Annotated in this window: 16 protein-coding genes; 9 read left to right on the top strand and 7 right to left on the bottom strand. The window is 34.6% G+C overall.

What is annotated here, in order from left to right; genetic code table 11:
• Positions 1–117: 117 nt before the first annotated feature.
• From BUB89_RS15570 to BUB89_RS15595, 6 genes are all read right to left on the bottom strand, one after another.
• Positions 118–1281, bottom strand: coding sequence for a peptidylprolyl isomerase (locus BUB89_RS15570; protein WP_073246704.1), 1164 nt, complete (start codon positions 1279–1281; stop codon positions 118–120).
• Positions 1282–1316: 35 nt separating this feature from the next.
• Positions 1317–2435: a peptidylprolyl isomerase gene (locus BUB89_RS15575; protein ID WP_073246707.1), complete on the bottom strand. Its 1119-nt coding sequence runs from the start codon at positions 2433–2435 to the stop codon at positions 1317–1319.
• 18 nt (positions 2436–2453) lie between these two features.
• Positions 2454–3116, bottom strand: a complete 663-nt coding sequence (gene gldI, locus BUB89_RS15580) for a gliding motility-associated peptidyl-prolyl isomerase GldI (protein ID WP_073246709.1) — start codon at positions 3114–3116, stop codon at positions 2454–2456.
• A 5-nt stretch (positions 3117–3121) separates the two neighbouring features.
• Positions 3122–4126 carry a DHH family phosphoesterase gene (locus BUB89_RS15585; protein ID WP_073246711.1) on the bottom strand — a complete coding sequence of 335 codons (1005 nt, stop codon included), beginning with the start codon at positions 4124–4126 and terminating at the stop codon, positions 3122–3124.
• A gap of 69 nt (positions 4127–4195) precedes the next feature.
• The gene (locus BUB89_RS15590; RefSeq protein WP_073246713.1) at positions 4196–5443 is read right to left on the bottom strand and encodes a voltage-gated chloride channel family protein; all 1248 of its coding nucleotides are present in this window, start codon (positions 5441–5443) and stop codon (positions 4196–4198) included.
• A gap of 110 nt (positions 5444–5553) precedes the next feature.
• Entirely contained in the window at positions 5554–5940 is a 387-nt protein-coding gene (locus BUB89_RS15595; RefSeq protein ID WP_073246716.1) for a RidA family protein, read from the bottom strand.
• Positions 5941–6180: 240 nt separating this feature from the next.
• On the opposite strand from BUB89_RS15595, the gene BUB89_RS15600 reads away from it, so the two are divergent.
• The 7 genes from BUB89_RS15600 (at position 6181) to yidC (ending at position 15214) form a co-directional block, all read left to right on the top strand.
• The gene (locus BUB89_RS15600) at positions 6181–6780 is read left to right on the top strand and encodes a hypothetical protein (protein WP_073246718.1); all 600 of its coding nucleotides are present in this window, start codon (positions 6181–6183) and stop codon (positions 6778–6780) included.
• Between the two features lie 121 nt (positions 6781–6901).
• Complete coding sequence (locus BUB89_RS15605) at positions 6902–7600, top strand: hypothetical protein (protein ID WP_073246720.1); 699 nt, start codon at positions 6902–6904, stop codon at positions 7598–7600.
• Positions 7601–7724: 124 nt separating this feature from the next.
• Positions 7725–9254, top strand: a complete 1530-nt coding sequence (gene guaA / locus BUB89_RS15610; RefSeq protein WP_073246722.1) for a glutamine-hydrolyzing GMP synthase — start codon at positions 7725–7727, stop codon at positions 9252–9254.
• A 117-nt stretch (positions 9255–9371) separates the two neighbouring features.
• Entirely contained in the window at positions 9372–11255 is a 1884-nt protein-coding gene (locus BUB89_RS15615) for a PBP1 and LysM peptidoglycan-binding domain-containing protein (protein ID WP_073246724.1), read from the top strand.
• A gap of 8 nt (positions 11256–11263) precedes the next feature.
• Positions 11264–11497 (top strand): DUF3820 family protein, encoded by a 234-nt coding sequence (locus BUB89_RS15620; RefSeq protein ID WP_073246726.1) that lies wholly within the window; start codon positions 11264–11266, stop codon positions 11495–11497.
• A 143-nt stretch (positions 11498–11640) separates the two neighbouring features.
• Positions 11641–13254, top strand: coding sequence for a CTP synthase (locus tag BUB89_RS15625; RefSeq protein WP_073246728.1), 1614 nt, complete (start codon positions 11641–11643; stop codon positions 13252–13254).
• 64 nt (positions 13255–13318) lie between these two features.
• A complete protein-coding gene (yidC, locus tag BUB89_RS15630; RefSeq protein WP_073246731.1) occupies positions 13319–15214 on the top strand; it encodes a membrane protein insertase YidC in 1896 nt (631 codons plus the stop codon).
• A 46-nt stretch (positions 15215–15260) separates the two neighbouring features.
• On the opposite strand, the gene BUB89_RS15635 is transcribed toward yidC, so the two are convergent.
• Positions 15261–16220, bottom strand: a complete 960-nt coding sequence (locus BUB89_RS15635) for a fasciclin domain-containing protein (RefSeq protein ID WP_073246733.1) — start codon at positions 16218–16220, stop codon at positions 15261–15263.
• Between the two features lie 328 nt (positions 16221–16548).
• Here BUB89_RS15635 and BUB89_RS15640 point away from each other — a divergent pair, with 328 nt between their 5' ends.
• Positions 16549–17247, top strand: coding sequence for a toxin-antitoxin system YwqK family antitoxin (locus BUB89_RS15640; protein ID WP_073246736.1), 699 nt, complete (start codon positions 16549–16551; stop codon positions 17245–17247).
• 178 nt (positions 17248–17425) lie between these two features.
• The gene (mnmA, locus tag BUB89_RS15645; RefSeq protein ID WP_073246738.1) at positions 17426–18613 is read left to right on the top strand and encodes a tRNA 2-thiouridine(34) synthase MnmA; all 1188 of its coding nucleotides are present in this window, start codon (positions 17426–17428) and stop codon (positions 18611–18613) included.
• Positions 18614–18647 lie beyond the last annotated feature (34 nt).

Here is an 18647-nt window from a genome sequence, read left to right on the forward strand (position 1 = left end):
TTTTTTGGTCTAATGCTTTTGTATTTTGTTATTGAATCTAGAAAAGAAACTGTTTTTCATAAAAAAAAGTCCGGTCTGCAATTTGCAAACCGGACTTTAGCGTTTTATAATCCTAAGTTATTTAGTTTCTGTTTGTTTGTCAAATATTTCTATTTCAAAAATCAATGTAGCATTAGGAGGTATTACACCACCTGCACCGCTTTCTCCATACGCTAACTTGGCAGGAATAAAAGCTGTGATTTTATCTCCAAAAGAAAGTAAATCAATAGCTTCTGTAAATCCGCGAATCATCCCGTCTTTTTTGCCAGCTTCAAATGGAAAAGGTTTGTAGCCACCTTGCATAGCTCGCATTTCATTATGCTGGTTGTATGTTTTTGCAACTTCTTCACGGCTGCTGTCAAATAATTTTCCGTCTTCTAAAAACCCTGAATAGTGGAAATAAATGGTAGTACCTGCGACAGGTTTAACTCCTGTTCCTTTTTCGGTTATTTTATAAATTAAACCGGAAGGAGTAGTGGTTGCCGTTGCTTTTAAATTGTTAAAGTGGGCTACTTTTTCAGCCATTAAAGCTGCCATTTTTTCTTTCTGGATTTTCTCAGCTTCAGCCTTTGCTTCCGCTTCTTTTCTTTCTTCTTCGGCTTTGTTGTTGTAATAATCAGCAAATACTTTTTCGGCTTTGAATTTCTTAGCTAATTTTCCGTTTTGAGTAATAATAATGTTTTCGATAACATCATCCTGAGCAATACTGTTTACTACATCCATTCCTTGAATAACATGACCAAAAATAGTGTGTTTTCCATTAAGCCATGGGGTTTCTTTGTGGGTAATGAAAAACTGACTTCCATTAGTTTTTGGACCGGAATTAGCCATAGCCAGTATTCCGCCTTTGTCAAATTTTAATTCGGGAATAAATTCGTCTTTAAAAGAGTAACCCGGACTTCCTGCACCTGTTCCTTGCGGATCACCACCCTGAATCATAAAATCACTTATGACACGGTGGAATTTTAAGCCATTAAAAAAAGGTTTGCCTTTTAATTTTTTATCTGTTACAAATTCATTTTTGCCCTGAGCAAGACTAATAAAATTAGCTACTGTAACAGGTGTTTTTTGAAAATCTAATTCCAGAATTATAGCTCCTTTATTAGTATTGATGGTTGCAAAAACACCATCTTGTTTGATAGGAGCTGCTTTTTCGGTTTTCTTAACCGGTTTTTTGGAAGTCTCCTGTGCCTGCAAGTTTGCTAAAGCAAAAAAGGCTAAAAATAATAATTTCAGTTTCATTGGATGTGATTTATGCTAATAGTTGTTTTTAAGGATTATTTGGTCGAAACTAATTCAATTTCGAAAATCAGGTTGGCATAAGGAGGGATGATATTACCCGCTCCGCCTGCTCCGTATGCCAGATGAGAAGGGATGAACAAAATAGCTTTGTCGCCTATAACCATTTTATCGATTCCTTCTATGAATCCCGGAATCAAACCGTCTTTTCTTCCTGCCTGAAAAGGGATGGGCTGGTAACCGCCTTGTTCAGCTCTGGCCGGATCATATTTCCCAAAAGCCTGTGCTACACTTTCAACAGAGGTGTCAAATAGTTTGCCGTTTTCAAGGAAACCTGCATAATGAATAAAAAGAGGTGTGCCTTTTGCCGGTTTTTTACCATTTCCTTTGTGGGTAATACTGTATTTTAATCCCGAAGCAGTTTTAGTTGCTTTGGTTTTTAAAGCATCAAAATAAGCTGTTTTTTCTTCAATTACTTTTCCGTATTTAGAATCATATTCTTGTTCGTTTTTTGCTTCAAGATCCATTTGCTCTTTTTGCTTTTTGGACTCAACAGAAAAATAATCATAGAAAGTTTTAACGGCATTGAATTTCTTTGCAGCTTCTCCTTTGCGTATAATAGTAATGGATTTGATTAAGTCATTTTGTTCAATTTTATTGACAACTTCCATTCCGTTATCTACAACATGACCAAAAATAGTGTGTTTATTGTCCAGCCAGGGAGTAGGAACGTGGGTGATAAAAAACTGACTGCTGTTTGTGCCCGGACCGTTATTAGCCATGGCTAAAAGCCCTTCTTTGTCAAAAATTAAATCGCTAAATTCGTCTTTAAATTTATAACCTGCATCTCCGGATCCTGTTCCCAGTGGGTCTCCGGTTTGTATCATAAATTCTTTAATAACACGGTGGAACTTTAAACCGTCATAAAACGGACGTCCTTTAAGGTGTTCATTAGTAACAAAATCATTGTTTCCTTCGGCAAGTGTGATAAAATTAGCTACGGTAATAGGTGCTTTTTTGTAATCTAATGCTAAATAGATGTCGCCTTTGCTGGTTTCAATTTTGGCATATAAACCATCAGCCAGATTTTTATTTTCTTCTTTACAGGAAATAAAAGTTGCAAGGAGAAGTAATACAAATAAAATGGTTTTTTTCATAATAGATTTATATTAAACTTATTGTTGTAAGCTGTCTTGAATTGCCGGTTTTGGTTTCAAAATTGCTCTTTGTGGTTTTTTGATGCTGTCCAGATTTAAAGAGGCTCTTTGTTCTAATTCTTTTCTGTAAACGGCTTCAGGTTTGAAATCATTTAAAGTTACGGTACAAATTAAGGGTTGGTTGGGACCAATTTCTTTATTGTCACCATGATAACCATAGGTAATATGGGAGGGAAACAAGAAGTTCACTCTCTCATTTTTACGCATCAGTTTGATACCTTCTCTTAATCCCGTCATGATTTCTTGTTTGTCCACACGATATACCTGAGGTCTTAATTCTACTTCTGTATAAAATATGTTACCGTCAAGATCTTTTAATTCATAGTTAAAAAAAGCTACATCGCCTTTTTTAGGTGTTAATGTATCCGAAGTGTTTCTGGTTTCGTAAGAATACCAATAGCCTTTAGTAGAAGCAAAGTAGCTAATGTTAGGATTTTTTTTCATTACGGCCTTAATACGATCTTCTTCAGTAGCAATTAGTTTTTTATTCCTTTCTACAGATTTTTTCATGAAAACACCAGAGGCTCTTGATACAGGGCGTCTGGCATCCTGATGCTGTTTACAGGCTGAGAAACTTATGCAGAAAAGGCAACATACAATAATGATTCGGATGGCTTTCATGATATTTATAATGTTAGGTTGTGTACCAGATTTTCAAATTTTTTGATGGTTTCTTCCATCGATACTTCCGATTTTCCTCCGGCAGCATTGCGATGTCCTCCGCCGTTAAAATAGCTTCTGGCAAATTCATTTACATCAAAATCTCCTTGCGAACGGAAAGAAATTTTAATAATATTCTCATCTGAATTTTCGATAAAAATAGCAGTAAACTGAATTCCTTTTATACTTAAGCCATAGTTTACGATTCCTTCGGTGTCCCCTTTTACATAATTAAAACTATTTAATTCTGCCTGAGTTAAGGTGGTGTATGAGGTTTTGTGTTCCGGAATTACTTTTAGATTTTGCAGTGCTTTTCCAAGTAATTGCAGTCGGTGATACGAGCTATTGTCAAAAAGTAAGTTAGGAATGGCTGTGTTTTCTACACCTAAATCAATCAGTTCGGCTACAATTCTGTGGGTGTTTCCAGTGGTATTCGGGAATCGAAAAGATCCCGAATCTGTTAAAATACCTGTATAAATGCAAGTTCCTATGGTTTTGTCTATTTGGTCTTTTTTATCTAAAAACGAAATAAAGTTATACACCATTTCGCAGGTAGAACCAAAAGAAGTATCCGAATACATATAATTGGCATAATCATCGGGTTTTTGATGATGATCAATCATTATAAAAGTGGTGTCAAGTACTTCCAGTACTTTTTCCATTTCGCCTACACGATGAAAAGCATTAAAATCAAGGGTGAAAACAATATCGGCCTGCTCTAATATCTGAGTACAGTTTCCTTTGTCTTTTTCAAATATTTGAACGGTTTCTGAACCCGGTAACCAGGCTAAAAAATCAGGAAATTCGTTGGGTGAGATTACGGTTGCCTGATGCTCGTTTTTTGTTAAAAAATGGTATAGTGCTAAGGTTGAGCCCATAGCATCACCATCAGGATTTCGGTGCGGAATAATAGCAATTTTTTTTGGCGTAGCCAATAACGATGCTATCGCTTGTATGTCATGTATTTTCATAGGTTGCGAATTTACATTTTTTTAATGTAAACTATGAAATCATTTAAAAATTAACTTCTTTTTTAGAACTTAAAAATACTTTAGCCTGCCGGCTTTTATTTTTTCGTACAAAAGGTATTTAACACCTCTTGGATTTTGAGAATGATAAATACCCACAGAGCCCGAAGCCAGGTAAGCGATAAAACAAGCAATTGCTATAAAAACAGCACTTTCAATGCCAAAGAGTTCTATTCCCATAACAGTGCAGGCAACCGGTGTATGTGTAGCTCCTGAAAATACAGCTACAAATCCCATTCCGGCCAAAAGAGCTATTGGTAAAGGGATAAAAACGGATAAAGCACTTCCTAAAGTTGCCCCTACAAAGAATAAAGGAGTGACTTCACCACCTTTAAAACCAGCGCCTAAAGTGAATCCTGTAAACAGTATTTTGAGTAAGAAATCATAATATTCGTTGGGTTTGCTGAAAGCTTCCACGATATAAGGAACTCCTAATCCCATAAATTTAGTAGCATCAAAAGAATAAAAAGCTACTGCTAAAAGGAGTCCGCCTATTAAAGGTCGGAAAGGAGGATAGGTGATTTTTTTTGAAAATAAAGAACCCCAAAAATGCGTGCTTCTTGAAAACAGCATGGCGGCTAAGCCAAATAAAACACAGGAAGGAATGAGCCAGAATAGATTATGAAGAGTTAATGTTGGTACAACAGGAATACTGTAAATGGTGTGATGAACGCCCCACAGTTCCACAGTATAAAAAGCAAAATAAGCAACTACAAAAGATAAAACAGCACTTTTCAGACTAAATTTAGATGACAAAATAACTTCAAGGGCAAAAATAGCTCCGGCAAGTGGTGTGCCAAAAACAGAAGCAAATCCGGCACTGATACCTAAAATGAGAAGTGTTTTTCTGTCGGAATTATCAAGGTGAAATATTTTTGTAAACTGGTCGGCTATGGCACCTCCCATTTGTACAGCAGTGCCTTCACGTCCCGCTGACCCACCAAAAAGATGGGTAAAAATAGTTCCGATTAACACAAAAGGAGCCATCCTGAATGGAATTACTTTTTGAGGAAGCCTGTATTCTTCCAGTAAAAGATTATTGCCTTTTAGAACATCTTTGCCATGATAATGATACAATAACCCAATTAATAATCCACCAATGGGCAAAAGTCCAATAAGCCAGATATGGTGTGTTCTAAGCTGAGCTGCCCATTCTAAAGCGACTAATAAAAAAGCAGAAGCCGAGCCGGAAAATAAGCCTATTAGAGCACAGATTAAAATCCATTTAACAAGAAGGAAAATTGTTTTTTTAAAATCCATTATTGTTTAGTCTTTGTTCTTGTTTTATAATCATCGAGCGCAATAAAAGCAGTTTTAGTTATCTAAAGTTGCTTTTATTGCGCTCGAAGTGAGACACTTTAGAATTTTGATTATTCTGCAATAACAGCAGTTAATTCAATTTCAACAAGGTATTCAGGAGCTACTAATTGGTTAATTCCATAAAAACCAGTAGTTGGTTTGATGTCTTTAAAAAATGTTGCGTGAGCAGTTGCAACTGCTTCAAAAGTGCTTACATCAGTAGTAAAAATACGGGTACGGATCACATCTTTCATACTTGCATTTAAATCTTCAAGTACTTTTTCAACTCTTTCTAAGATATTTAAGGTTTGAGCATGAGCGTCATCTGCTTTTACTTTATCGCCGTCAACAATAGCAACAGTACCTGAAACTTCAATGATGTTTCCAATGCGTACTGCACGACAATATCCCATTTTGTCTTCCCATGGCGATCCTGTTAAGATGTTTTCTCTTTTCATTTTGATGTATTTAATTAGTTTTTAGAGGAATACGCCTCTGGTTTAAGTTTTCAATATGTGGTGCAATTTATAAAAAATACTAAAATAAAAAACACCCATTTACATAAACGCAATATTGTGTTTTTGTTTATTTTTGATTCATTGTTTTTACAATAAAATTCAAACTTTATTGTTATCTATTAGGAATAAGTTCAGAAAAGTCGTTTTTTTGAATGGAGTTATAATTAAATGATATAAAAGATGAAACAATATTTTAATTTTAAAGGTCAGGTTTTTATTTTAGGTTTAATGTTCGGAATATTTTCTAATGCCTATTCTCAGGAAGAATTTAAAACATTTAAGGCTGCACCCATTAAAAAGAAAGAGGTGAAAGCTAAAAAAGAAAAAGATGTGAAAATATCCACAGCCGATTATAATAAAATCAAATCGTATGTGATAGAAGATGTTGCTGAAAACACCTATGAAATCCCAAAAAGAGAAGAGTATGATGCTGAAAAATTAGCTAAAAGAGATCAGGATTTGGGGATAGTTAAAGTAGCTTCGGGAGTTGCAAAAGTAAGGTACCGTGATGCGGCTTATGTGGATGGAGATAAAGTAAGAGTGTATCTGAATTATGTGATTATTCAGCCGGAAGTACTTTTGAATGGTGAAGAACAAGGTTTTGATATTGAATTGCAAAAAGGAGTCAATCGTATTGATTTTGAGGCAATCAATGAGGGTTATGCTGCGCCAAATACAGCCGAATTTCAAATCTTTGATGATGCCGGAAATGTGCTTTCATCCAATCAATGGAATATTGCAGAAGGTTACAAAGCAACTATTATTTTAGAAAAAGAATAAGGGTTTCACTCTGTTAGGTTAAAATTTCTTTAATGTTCCCGATAGATTTGTTTTGTGAAATTAAAGCTTGGTATATTTGTTGATACTCAGGAAGTAGTTAATAAAACAAACTTGGTATAATATGAAGCAGTTTCTGTTATTTATAATGATATGTTTTGCATGGAGTAGTGGCTTTGCTCAGAGCGAGTTTGGTGCTGCAAAATTTAAAGCAATTGCGCCATTAAATACTGCTCCGGCTCCTAAGGAAGCTAAACCTTTAAAGACTGATGCTCCATTAATCAAAGCACCGGATCTTTTTAAAAAACCAGATGTCGTTTTGCCTTCGAGCTCTAAGTATAAAATAGGGGAAACCAAGTCTTTTTCGATGGGACAAACCAATGATTTTGCTAATCCGGGAGATCGTATTAGGGATAAAATGACCAAAGATTTAGATAAAACACTGGTTAGGGAAGGTTTGAGAGAAGATGATAGGCTGTTAGTGAAAATCGATAAAAATTTTGGAGAAATCAGGACTAAATCTAAATATTTTGTTGTTAAATATCGTGATTTTGTATACATCGATGGAGATTTGATTAAAGCAACAATTAACAGCCAGATGATAGGAGATATAAAGGAATTGTACTCCAGTTATGGTCAGTTTATTTTTGATTTAAAAGAGGGTTTCAATACTTTCGAAATGGAAGCTTACAGTAAAGGAACTTCTGGAGGGAATACATGCGAGTTTAAAATCTATGATGATAAAGGAGTTTTAGTTCGTTCGGAGTTTTGGGACAACTGGGATAAGGGTGTCAAAGGGAAATTTGTTATTGTAAAAGAATAATAAGGATTGCGTTGGGGATTGTTTTTTTCGAAAAGAAATCTGGGATGAAAACAGAAAGTAAAAAAAATAAAAAATTTCAAAAATCCGTTTTTCCATTCCAAATTTTAAAAGTAATTTTGCGCCCATGCAACACAACGTACTTATTTTAGATTTCGGGTCGCAATACACTCAGCTGATTGCGCGTAGAGTTCGCGAATTAAATATATTCTGCGAAATTTTTCCATATAATAATTTCCCATCAGATTTATCAAGTTATAAAGCTGTAATTTTAGGAGGAAGTCCTTTTTCTGTTCGTGCAGAAGATGCTCCACATCCGGATTTATCTCAAATAAGAGGAAAATTACCGATGCTGGCTGTATGTTACGGAGCACAATATTTGTCTCATTTTAGCGGAGGTGAAGTTGCTGCATCTAACACCAGAGAATACGGAAGGGCTAATTTGTCTTATATTAAAGAAGATGAGGTTTTCTTTGAAGGTGTATCTCCAAACAGTCAGGTTTGGATGAGTCATAGTGACAGTATTAAGACGTTGCCAACAAATGGAGTAAAACTGGCAAGTACACATGATGTGGAATTTGCTGCTTACAAAATTGAAGGTGAAACTACTTATGCTATTCAATACCATCCGGAAGTATATCATTCTACGGAAGGGAAGCAAATGTTAGAGAACTTTTTAGTGAAAATTGCTCATGTTCCTCAAAACTTTACGCCAAATGCTTTCGTTGAAGAAATCGTGGCTGAAATGAAAGAAAAAATCGGGAATGATAAAGTTGTTCTTGGACTTTCAGGAGGTGTAGATTCAACTGTAGCGGCAGTGTTGCTGAACAAAGCAATCGGGAAAAACCTGTATTGTATTTTTGTAAATAACGGTTTGCTTCGTAAAAATGAGTTCCAAAGTGTATTAGATCAATACGAAGGAATGGGATTAAACGTAAAAGGGGTAGATGCTTCGCAACGTTTTTATGATGCCTTAGCCGGAGTTACTGATCCTGAATTGAAAAGAAAAGCCATCGGAAATGCTTTTATCGAAGTATTTGATGATGAGTCACATAAAATTGAAGACGTTACCTGGTTAGCCCAAGGAACGATATATCCTGATGTTATCGAATCGGTTTCTGTAAAAGGACCATCGGCAACTATTAAATCACACCACAATGTGGGCGGTTTACCGGATTATATGAAATTAAAAATTGTAGAACCTTTGCGTATGCTTTTTAAAGATGAAGTACGCAGAGTGGGAGCAACTTTAGGAATTGATCCTGAATTATTAGGAAGACATCCTTTCCCGGGACCAGGATTGTCTATTCGTATTTTAGGAGATATTACTTTAGAAAAAGTGCAAATTTTACAAGATGTAGATAAAGTTTTTATCGACGGATTGAAATCTTGGGGATTGTACGATAAAGTATGGCAGGCAGGAGCTATTTTGCTTCCTGTAAATAGTGTTGGTGTTATGGGTGACGAGCGTACTTATGAAAAAGTGGTGGCGCTTCGTGCTGTAGAATCTACTGATGGTATGACTGCTGACTGGGTTCATTTACCTTATGATTTCCTGATGAAAGTATCTAATGATATTATCAATAAGGTAAAAGGGGTAAATCGTGTTGTTTATGATATTAGTTCAAAACCACCTGCAACAATTGAGTGGGAATAATAGAAACTTTTTAGTTAATGTTTCTTAGTTATTATGAAAACGGTATCAGATTTTGGAATAAAATTTGATACCGTTTTCTTATCTTTAGTACAATAATTTTTTAAATAAAATAATCGAATGAAGTATTTTTTTGCCATTTGGATTCCTGTTTTACTGTTTGCTAATGTGGTTTTTTCGCAGGAAATGATTACTCATAAAGTAGAGCGTGGAGAAACGATAACTGAAATCGCTAAAAAGTATCAAGTAACTCCTTATGATATTTACAAGTTAAATCCGGATGCTCAGGACAGACTGAAACCCAGAATGAAGCTTTTGATTCCTTCTAAATCAGGATTGAAGGTGACAACTAATCAGTCTCAAATTACACATAAAGTTTTGCCTAAAGAAACCTTATACGGAATTGAGAAAAAATACAATGTTTCGGATGCTGATTTGAAAAAAGCTAATCCGTTTCTGGAAACAGATGGTTTGCAAATAGGTCAAATTTTAACAATTCCCGGAAAAAAGGCTGCGGCAAACCAGGAGAAAGTGATTTATCATGATGTAAAACCTAAGGAGACAAAGTATTCTATAGCTAAAAAATACGGCATTACCATTGCTGAATTAGAAAGAAAAAATCCTGAAATTATACCTAATCTTACTATTGGTTACCATTTGTTAATTAAAGGAAATCCATCAAAAAATGAAAGTGCTCTTCAAAAAGAAGCTGCTCCTGCTTCAGTAAAAAAATACAATACTTATCAGGTAAAGCCTAAAGAAACCTTGTATAGTTTGTCAAAAATGTTTGATTTGAGTCAGGAAGAGTTGATAAAACTAAATCCGGAACTTAAGAATGGTGTAGAAATAGGAATGCTTTTAAAAGTACCAGCAACTACTTCTTTTCCGGCGATTCAGGAAAATAAAGTGTATGCTGATCTGACTCCTAAAAACACTGATGGCGGACGTAAAAGAATAGCTTTGTTACTGCCTTTTAATGTCTCTAATTTAGAAGATGATGCGGTTAATCCGGTGTCAGAACGATTGAAAAAAGATAAGTTTCTAAATATGACTCTGGATTTTTACGCTGGAGCTTTGATGGCGATAGATTCGGCTAAAACTTTAGGACTGCCTATTGATGTTAGTATATTTGATTCTGAAGAAACAAAGTACAATTCAAATGCTGCGTCAATTATTAATGCCAATAAACTGCAAACAGCAGATGCTTTAATAGGTCCTTTTTATCAAAATAATGCCGAAGCCACGGCTCGTTTATTAACGAGTTATAATGTGCCTGTGATTTCGCCTTTGTCTAAAGATGCAGGTAATTCAATAGCAAATTTGTACCAAACAGTACCTTCAAATGAAATTTTGCGAACTGCAATGTTTGATTTTATGCGTTCTAAACGAGGAAATATTGTTGCTGTTGTGGATAAAAAGAAAAGTTCGATGATTCAGTACCTATCTCAAAGTCAGCCTGATGTAAAATTAGTGCCGTTGAATGCTAATGGGAATGTCTCGGCAGAAAGTCTAAAGAGCATGCTGGTTACAGGACGTATGAATTATGTGTTAATGGAAACAGCCAGTATCTGGATGGTTAAAACAACCATAACAGCAATGCTAAGTGCTATGCCTAATTATCAGGTGCAATTAGTAGTGTTAGAAACTAATGATGCTATGGATTCAGATGAAATTAATTTTTCTAATCTGGTAAAACTAAAATTAATGTATCCTTCGGTGACAAGAGATAATAATTCGCCTGAAAGAGTTGCTTTCGAAAATAAATTCAGAAAGTTAAATTCTGTTTCTCCAAGTGATTATGCGACCAGAGGATTTGATGTTACTTTTGACACGATGATGCGTTTACTGCAGAATAAATCTTTTGAAGACACCGTTAATACTACAGCTACGGAGCAATTTGAAAATAAATTCGAATATTATAAAAAAGACGGTTTGGGCTACGCTAATAGAGGAGTCTATATACTTTACTATGATTCTGATTTGACTGAAAAAGTAGCTAACTAATAGTTTTTATGGATGCAAATCAGCAAAAATTAGTAAAATTAGCATATGCTAAAATGCCTTTTGGTAAATATGAAGGTCGGTTTTTAATCGACTTACCCGAATATTACGTGGTTTGGTACCATAATAAAGGATTTCCAAAAGGCGAACTTGGCGAACAGTTGCAATTAATTTATGAATTAAAACTGAATGGATTAGAAGAATTGATACGAAATATTAAAAAAAGATACCCAAAACCTCATTGATTTAAGAAATTAATGGGGTTTTTATTTTTGTATTAACAAAAGTTACTTTTAGAAATTATCTCATTTCCAAATTAGCATAATCTAAATTTATAATCGTATTTTTGCCACGTTTTTTACACAACTCCAATACAAACTAGAACAGCATGAATCAAACAAAATATATTTTTGTTACCGGAGGAGTTACATCTTCTTTGGGAAAAGGAATTATAGCAGCATCGTTAGCAAAATTATTACAGGCAAGAGGGTACAGAACTACTATTCAAAAATTTGATCCCTACTTAAATGTAGACCCGGGAACATTGAATCCTTATGAACACGGCGAATGTTATGTGACTGATGATGGAGCTGAAACCGATTTAGATTTAGGTCATTACGAGCGTTTTTTAAATGTTCCTACTTCTCAGGCTAATAATGTTACTACAGGAAGAATTTATCTTTCGGTTATTGAAAAAGAGAGAAGAGGAGAATTCTTAGGAAAAACTGTTCAGGTTGTTCCGCATATTACTAATGAAATTAAAGACAGAATGCAATTGCTGGGTAAATCCGGTGATTATGATATTGTTATTACTGAAATTGGCGGAACGGTAGGTGATATCGAATCTTTGCCTTACATAGAATCTGTACGTCAGTTGGTTTGGGATTTAGGTGAAAATAACGCTATTGTTATTCACCTGACTTTGATTCCTTATCTGGCTGCTGCCGGAGAATTAAAAACAAAACCAACACAGCATTCTGTAAAAACGCTGATGGAAAGCGGAATTAAAGCTGATATTCTGGTGTGTAGAACAGAACATGAACTTTCGCAGGAATTACGCAGTAAATTAGCTTTGTTTTGTAATGTAAAAAAAGAAGCAGTTATTCAGTCTATTGATGCTTCTACGATATATGAAGTGCCTAATTTAATGCTTGAAGAAGGATTAGATATTGTGGCTTTGAAAAAATTAGATTTACCTAAGAAAGCAGCTCCCGATTTAAAAACGTGGAATACTTTCTTAAAAAGATTAAAAAGCCCAAAACATACTGTAAATATTGGTTTGATAGGGAAATATGTAGAAATGCAGGACTGTTACAAGTCTATTTTAGAAGCATTTATTCATTCGGGTGCAGCTAATGAAACTAAGGTAAATGTAGTTTCTATTCACTCCGAATATATTGATGAAGAAAATATCGCTGAAAAATTCAAAGATATTGATGCTATTCTTGTTGCTCCGGGTTTTGGAGAAAGAGGTATCGAAGGGAAAATTGCTGCAGTGCGTTATGCACGTGAAAACAAAATGCCTTTCTTCGGAATTTGTTTGGGAATGCAAATGTCGGTTATTGAATATTCCAGAAATGTATTAGGATTATCAGAAGCGAATTCGACAGAAATGAACGATCAGACTTCACATCCGGTGGTTAATTTAATGGAAGAGCAAAAAAATGTAACTGATAAAGGAGGAACAATGCGTCTTGGAGCTTGGAAATGCGAGATTAAGCCTAATACATTAGCGTACCAAATTTATGGTGAAACGACTATTTTTGAGCGCCACCGTCACCGTTATGAATACAATAGTGCCTACGTAGCCGATTTAGAAAAAGCAGGGTTGAAAGCTTCTGGTGTGAATCCGGATACAGGATTAGTAGAAATTGTAGAGATTGAAGAGCATCCTTTCTTTATAGGGGTTCAGTACCATCCGGAATATAAAAGTACGGTAGCAAATCCACATCCTCTTTTTGTGAATTTTGTGGCTGCCGCTGTAAAAGCTAGAAAAAAATAATAAAATATTCTGCGACAGAATAATATAATCGGACTCAATAAGTCACAAAATAATTTATATTAAAATGGAAGAAAAAAAGTTTGACCCCAATTCGTTAATTGGTTTTGTATTGATTTTCGGTATATTGCTTTGGATTATGTACCAAAACAAACCTTCTGAAGCGGAACTTGCTGCAGAAAAAGCCAAAAAAGAATTGGTTGTTAAAGAAGAAGCTAAACAGCAACAGGGTACTGCAAAATTAGCAGCTGCCCCAGTAGCAACAAATGATACTTTGCAATTAGCTAAACTGCAAAAAACCTTAGGTAGCTTTGCTTATTCGGCAACATTACCAAGTGCTAAAGAGGAGTTTACTACTATCGAAAACAAATTAGTTAAGCTTAAAATAGCCAATAAAGGAGGTTATATCGCTGAAGCAACCCTGAAAAATTTTGAACGTACTAAAAAAGGATCAGGTGAGTTAGTAAAATTAATTAAAGACAATAATGCACAGTTTAATTTAGAATTAGCCACTGCTGATAACCATACTTTAAACACTAAAGAACTTTATTTTGAACCAACGTTGACAAAAAATGGGGAAGACCAAATTTTGACAATGCGTTTAAAAGCGGCTCCTAATGCCTATTTAGAATATAAATATGTATTAAAAGCAAATGATTATATGCTGGATTTTGATATTCAGACACAAGGATTGAGCAGTATTTTAAAAACAGCTAAACCATTACAGTTAGAATGGGAATTTAAAACCTATACTAACGAAAAAAGTATTTCTTACGAAAACCGTTATTCTGAAATCTATTTTGAATACGAAGATGGTAAGAGCGACTATTTAGGTCAGGGACAGGATAAAACAGAAACTGCCGAAGATGTGAGTTATGTAGCATACAAGCAACATTTCTTTTCTTCTATTTTATTATCGTCAACTCCATTTAAAACAGCTGAATTGTACTCTAATAATTTAGTGAATGATGAAGAGGTTGATACTACTTTTACCAAACATTTCAAGGCGGTAATGCCATTGGCTTTCAAAAATGGAGAGATTGATCAAAAAATGAATTGGTATTATGGTCCTACGGATTATAAATTATTAAAATCGTATGACAGAAACTTAGAAGACATCGTAGCCTTAGGCTGGGGAATTTTTGGATGGATTAACCGTCATTTATTTATTCCAATGTATGGTTTTTTAAGTATGTTTATTTCACAGGGATGGGCGATTGTATTGTTTACTATTTTAGTAAAATTACTGATGTCTCCGATTACTTATAAGTCATTCCTTTCACAGGCAAAAATGAAGGTATTGCGTCCTGAAATCACTGAAATTAGTGAAAAATATAAGGATGAACCAATGAAAAAGCAACAGGAAACAATGAAGTTGTACAACAAAGCCGGTGTAAACCCAATGGCAGGTTGTGTGCCCGGTTTGCTGCAAATGCCTGTTTTTTATGCTTTATTCCAATTTTTTCCATCAGCTATTGAGTTGAGACAAAAAGGATTTTTATGGGCAGATGATTTATCTTCATTTGATTCGGTTTATAAATTACCGTTCCATATTCCTGCTTATGGAGATCATATTAGTTTGTTCCCTATTTTAGCTTCTATCGCTATTTTCTTTTACATGAAAATGACCACCGGAGATCAGCAAATGGCGACACCACAACAAGAAGGAATGCCTGATATGGCTAAGATGATGAAAATAATGGTGTATATTTCGCCATTAATGATGTTGTTGTTCTTTAACAGTTATGCGTCAGGATTGAGTTTGTATTATTTTATTTCTAATACCATTACAATCGGAATCATGTTAGTAATTAAAAATTACATCATTGATAGTGATAAGATTCACGCTCAAATTCAGGAAAACAAAAAGAAAGAGCCTAAGAAACAAAGTAAGTTTCAACAAAAGCTTCAGGAAGCTATGGCACAACAGGAAGCTATGAAAGCGCAAAAGAAAAAGAAATAATATAAAGTAAAAAAAGCTCTCTAATTGAGAGCTTTTTTTATGGTTTTTAATTTAAGTTAGGTAACAAAACCTTGTCAATGACATGAATGACACCATTCGAGCATTGTACATCTGTAGCGGTAATATTTGAAATCCTGTTATTGAAGTCTTTTATTTTAGCACCTCCGGCCAATTGAACGGTGAAGGTTTGTGGAGTTTGTAGTGTATTAACCACTTGTCCTTCGGTTAAACTTGCAGCTAAAATATTTCCATTTACAACATGATACTGCAATACTTTAGTCAAATTGGCAGCTGAAACTCCTGCAATTCCTCCTGGAGCTAGTTCTGTATTCAATGCAGTAAAGGCAGCATTTGTTGGTGCAAATACTGTAAAAGGACCTGTTCCTGATAAAATACTAACAAAGTCAGGTTGACCTGCTCCGGTTAAAGCTCCTACTAATGAAGTAAAGTTAGGATTAGCAATTGCATGTGTAACAATCGTAGGCAAATTGATTACAGCATCAACCACATGTATTACTCCATTAGAAGCCATTACATCAGCAGTTGTTACTTTGGCTACTCCGTTTAATTTTACTCCAGATGTCAAATCCACATACATACTCATGGTGTTGGTTCCTGATGTGGCACTTGTGGCCAGTGTTTTAACATATCCCGTCGTTAAATCAGAGGATTCTACTTTGCCGCTAACAACATGATTTAATAAAATTTGTGTTAACACATCCTTAGGTACATCATTAATTGTTGCATAAGGAGTTGATGCTAAAAATGCTGTAAAAGCAGCATCTGTAGGAGCAAATACTGTAAAAGGACCTGAGCTTTTTAGTGTTGTGGCTAAATCAGCACGTGTTAAAGCTTTTACTAAAATGCTAAGGTTGGGATTTTTAACTGCTAATCCAGTTATCGTATTGTCAACTGGTTTTGGATTGTCGTCATTATCGCAGGATACCATTAATGATAAAAATGCAATACACGCCAGGGCAATTCTAAATTTTGATACAATTTTCATAGTTTTCTTGTTTTTATAGTTGTTGTTAATTTGTTTAAAGTTAATTAATAAACGTTAAACAAAAATTATTTTATAATTTGATTAATAGTTGTTTAAGGCATAGAATATTATTTTTTCATTGATAACAAGGATTTTTGTTTAGTATAATCTTTAATTGATTAAACAAAATATCGTACAGATTAATTCTTGTTTCTAATAGCCATTTAGTAAATTTGATTCCCCGAATTGCTTCAGTCAGATTATTGTTTTGACGGAGATTAAAAAACAGTTTGGCTCAGTCTTAATGAAGTCTTTAAAATAATAATCGTTAAAAATTAAATTTGACCAAATGATAAAAAAAAGCTTGTTACTCTTTTTGTTCTGCACAACACTAATGGCGCAAACAGGAATTAATCAATTTGATGGTGAGCAAAAAAAAGATGGCGTTTGGAAAGGGGTTTATCCGGAATCCAAAAGACCGCGTTACGAAGGAACTTTTTCGCATGGTAAAGAAGTAGGCGAATTCAAATTTTTTGATGATACTAAAGCAGGAACCATTATTGCAACCCGCACTTTTAATCCAAATGATAATGCAGCTTATACTGTTTTTTATGATCAAAATAAAAATAAAGTCAGCGAGGGTAAAGTAGTCAATAAAATGTTTGAAGGCGAATGGAAATACTATCACAAGGCATCTAAAACCATTATGACCATTGAGCATTATAAAAATGGTAAATTAGAAGGATTGCGTTCTGTGTTTTTTCCAAGTGGAAAAATTGCAGAAGAAACTTATTATAAAGCAGGTTTGAAAAATGGCAGTTCTAAAAAATATTCTGAAAAAGGATTTGTTTTAGAAGAAGCTGCTTTTAAAAATGATCAATATGATGGCGATGCTGTTTTTAGAGATGTAGATAACAATATCGTTTCAAAAGGTAAATTTACTAATGGAAAGAAAACCGGCATTTGGCAATTTTTCGAAAATGGAAAATTAATATCAGAAGAGAATGTGAATTCTTCTAAAAAAGCAGATTCCGTCAAAACAAAGTGATTTTTTTGTTTCTCTTTTCATCAAGCAAAAAAGAAAATTATTAAAGATGATTCTATTATATAAAATGTTTGAATAGACTTTAGATAATTACCTAACCGCTTTATAATTAACAAAGCTTAGGGATAGAAATCCTTTTAAAACTTTGTACCTTTGCAGCCTTATAAAAAGAAATTTTAGAATGAAACGTGTTGTAGTAGGACTTTCTGGTGGTGTAGATTCAAGCGTTGCAGCTTATTTGTTGCAACAACAAGGTTATGAAGTTATTGGGCTTTTTATGAAAAACTGGCATGATGATTCGGTAACGATATCTAATGATTGCCCGTGGTTAGAAGACAGTAATGATGCTTTGTTAGTAGCTGAAAAGCTGGGAATTCCGTTTCAAACCGTTGATTTAAGCGAACAATACAAGGAAAAAATCGTTGATTATATGTTCAACGAATATGAAAAAGGAAGAACTCCTAATCCAGATGTACTTTGTAATCGCGAGATAAAATTTGATGTTTTCATGAAAATCGCCTTAAGCCTGGGAGCCGATTATGTGGCTACAGGACATTATTGTCGCAAAAGTGAAATTAATGTTGACGGAAAACCGGTTTACCAATTGCTGGCCGGTGTTGATAACAACAAAGATCAATCGTATTTTTTGTGCCAATTATCACAAGAACAATTAGCCAAAGCGCTTTTTCCTATTGGTGAATTAACGAAACCTCAGGTTAGAGAAATTGCAGCCGAAATGGAATTAGTTACTGCCGAAAAGAAAGATTCTCAAGGATTGTGTTTTATTGGTAAAGTACGTCTTCCGGAATTTTTACAACAAAAATTACAGCCAAAACCCGGAATAATTGTCCAAATTGATAAAGATAATTCCGTTTATAACATCGCAATTCCTAAAGGATTATCTGATGAAGAAACTTTGTCTCTGGCAGCAAGTCCTATTCAATATACAGCGGATATGGGTAAAACCGTTGGCAGGCATCAGGGAGCACATTATTTCACTATTGGTCAGCGAAAAGGCTTAAATGTAGGCGGTACAGCCGAGGGGTTGTTTGTAATTGCAACTGATGTAGATTCGAATATTATTTATACCGGAATGGGAAGTCATCATCCGGGTTTGTTCAGGAAAGCCTTATTTGTAGAAAAATCTGAAGTGCATTGGATTCGGGAAGATTTGGCTCTTGCCAATGGAGAAACGATGAAAATAATGGCCAGAATTCGTTACAGACAGCCATTGCAAGAAGCTACTTTGCATCAATTTGCATCCGGAATGTATGTTTCTTTTGAAGAACCACAGTCGGCAATAACCGAAGGTCAGTTTGTAGCCTGGTATCAGGATGATGAATTGTTAGGTTCCGGTGTGATTTCGTAGTGTTACTTTCGAAAAAAAATAATAAATTTAAGTG

The sequence above is a fragment of the Flavobacterium flevense genome (assembly GCF_900142775.1).
GTDB lineage: Bacteria > Bacteroidota > Bacteroidia > Flavobacteriales > Flavobacteriaceae > Flavobacterium > Flavobacterium flevense.

Excerpts from the sequence above, each read along its gene's own strand:
- BUB89_RS15605 (WP_073246720.1), top strand. The coding sequence starts at position 6,902 with ATGAAGCAGTTTCTGTTATTTATAATGATATGTTTTGCATGGAGTAGT.
- BUB89_RS15615 (WP_073246724.1), top strand. The coding sequence starts at position 9,372 with ATGAAGTATTTTTTTGCCATTTGGATTCCTGTTTTACTGTTTGCTAAT.
- BUB89_RS15575 (WP_073246707.1), bottom strand. The coding sequence starts at position 2,435 with ATGAAAAAAACCATTTTATTTGTATTACTTCTCCTTGCAACTTTTATT.
- BUB89_RS15585 (WP_073246711.1), bottom strand. The coding sequence starts at position 4,126 with ATGAAAATACATGACATACAAGCGATAGCATCGTTATTGGCTACGCCA.
- BUB89_RS15590 (WP_073246713.1), bottom strand. The coding sequence starts at position 5,443 with ATGGATTTTAAAAAAACAATTTTCCTTCTTGTTAAATGGATTTTAATC.
- gldI (WP_073246709.1), bottom strand. The coding sequence starts at position 3,116 with ATGAAAGCCATCCGAATCATTATTGTATGTTGCCTTTTCTGCATAAGT.
- BUB89_RS15625 (WP_073246728.1), top strand. The coding sequence starts at position 11,641 with ATGAATCAAACAAAATATATTTTTGTTACCGGAGGAGTTACATCTTCT.
- BUB89_RS15595 (WP_073246716.1), bottom strand. The coding sequence starts at position 5,940 with ATGAAAAGAGAAAACATCTTAACAGGATCGCCATGGGAAGACAAAATG.
- guaA (WP_073246722.1), top strand. The coding sequence starts at position 7,725 with ATGCAACACAACGTACTTATTTTAGATTTCGGGTCGCAATACACTCAG.
- BUB89_RS15635 (WP_073246733.1), bottom strand. The coding sequence starts at position 16,220 with ATGAAAATTGTATCAAAATTTAGAATTGCCCTGGCGTGTATTGCATTT.
- BUB89_RS15620 (WP_073246726.1), top strand. The coding sequence starts at position 11,264 with ATGGATGCAAATCAGCAAAAATTAGTAAAATTAGCATATGCTAAAATG.
- BUB89_RS15640 (WP_073246736.1), top strand. The coding sequence starts at position 16,549 with ATGATAAAAAAAAGCTTGTTACTCTTTTTGTTCTGCACAACACTAATG.
- BUB89_RS15570 (WP_073246704.1), bottom strand. The coding sequence starts at position 1,281 with ATGAAACTGAAATTATTATTTTTAGCCTTTTTTGCTTTAGCAAACTTG.
- yidC (WP_073246731.1), top strand. The coding sequence starts at position 13,319 with ATGGAAGAAAAAAAGTTTGACCCCAATTCGTTAATTGGTTTTGTATTG.
- BUB89_RS15600 (WP_073246718.1), top strand. The coding sequence starts at position 6,181 with ATGAAACAATATTTTAATTTTAAAGGTCAGGTTTTTATTTTAGGTTTA.
- mnmA (WP_073246738.1), top strand. The coding sequence starts at position 17,426 with ATGAAACGTGTTGTAGTAGGACTTTCTGGTGGTGTAGATTCAAGCGTT.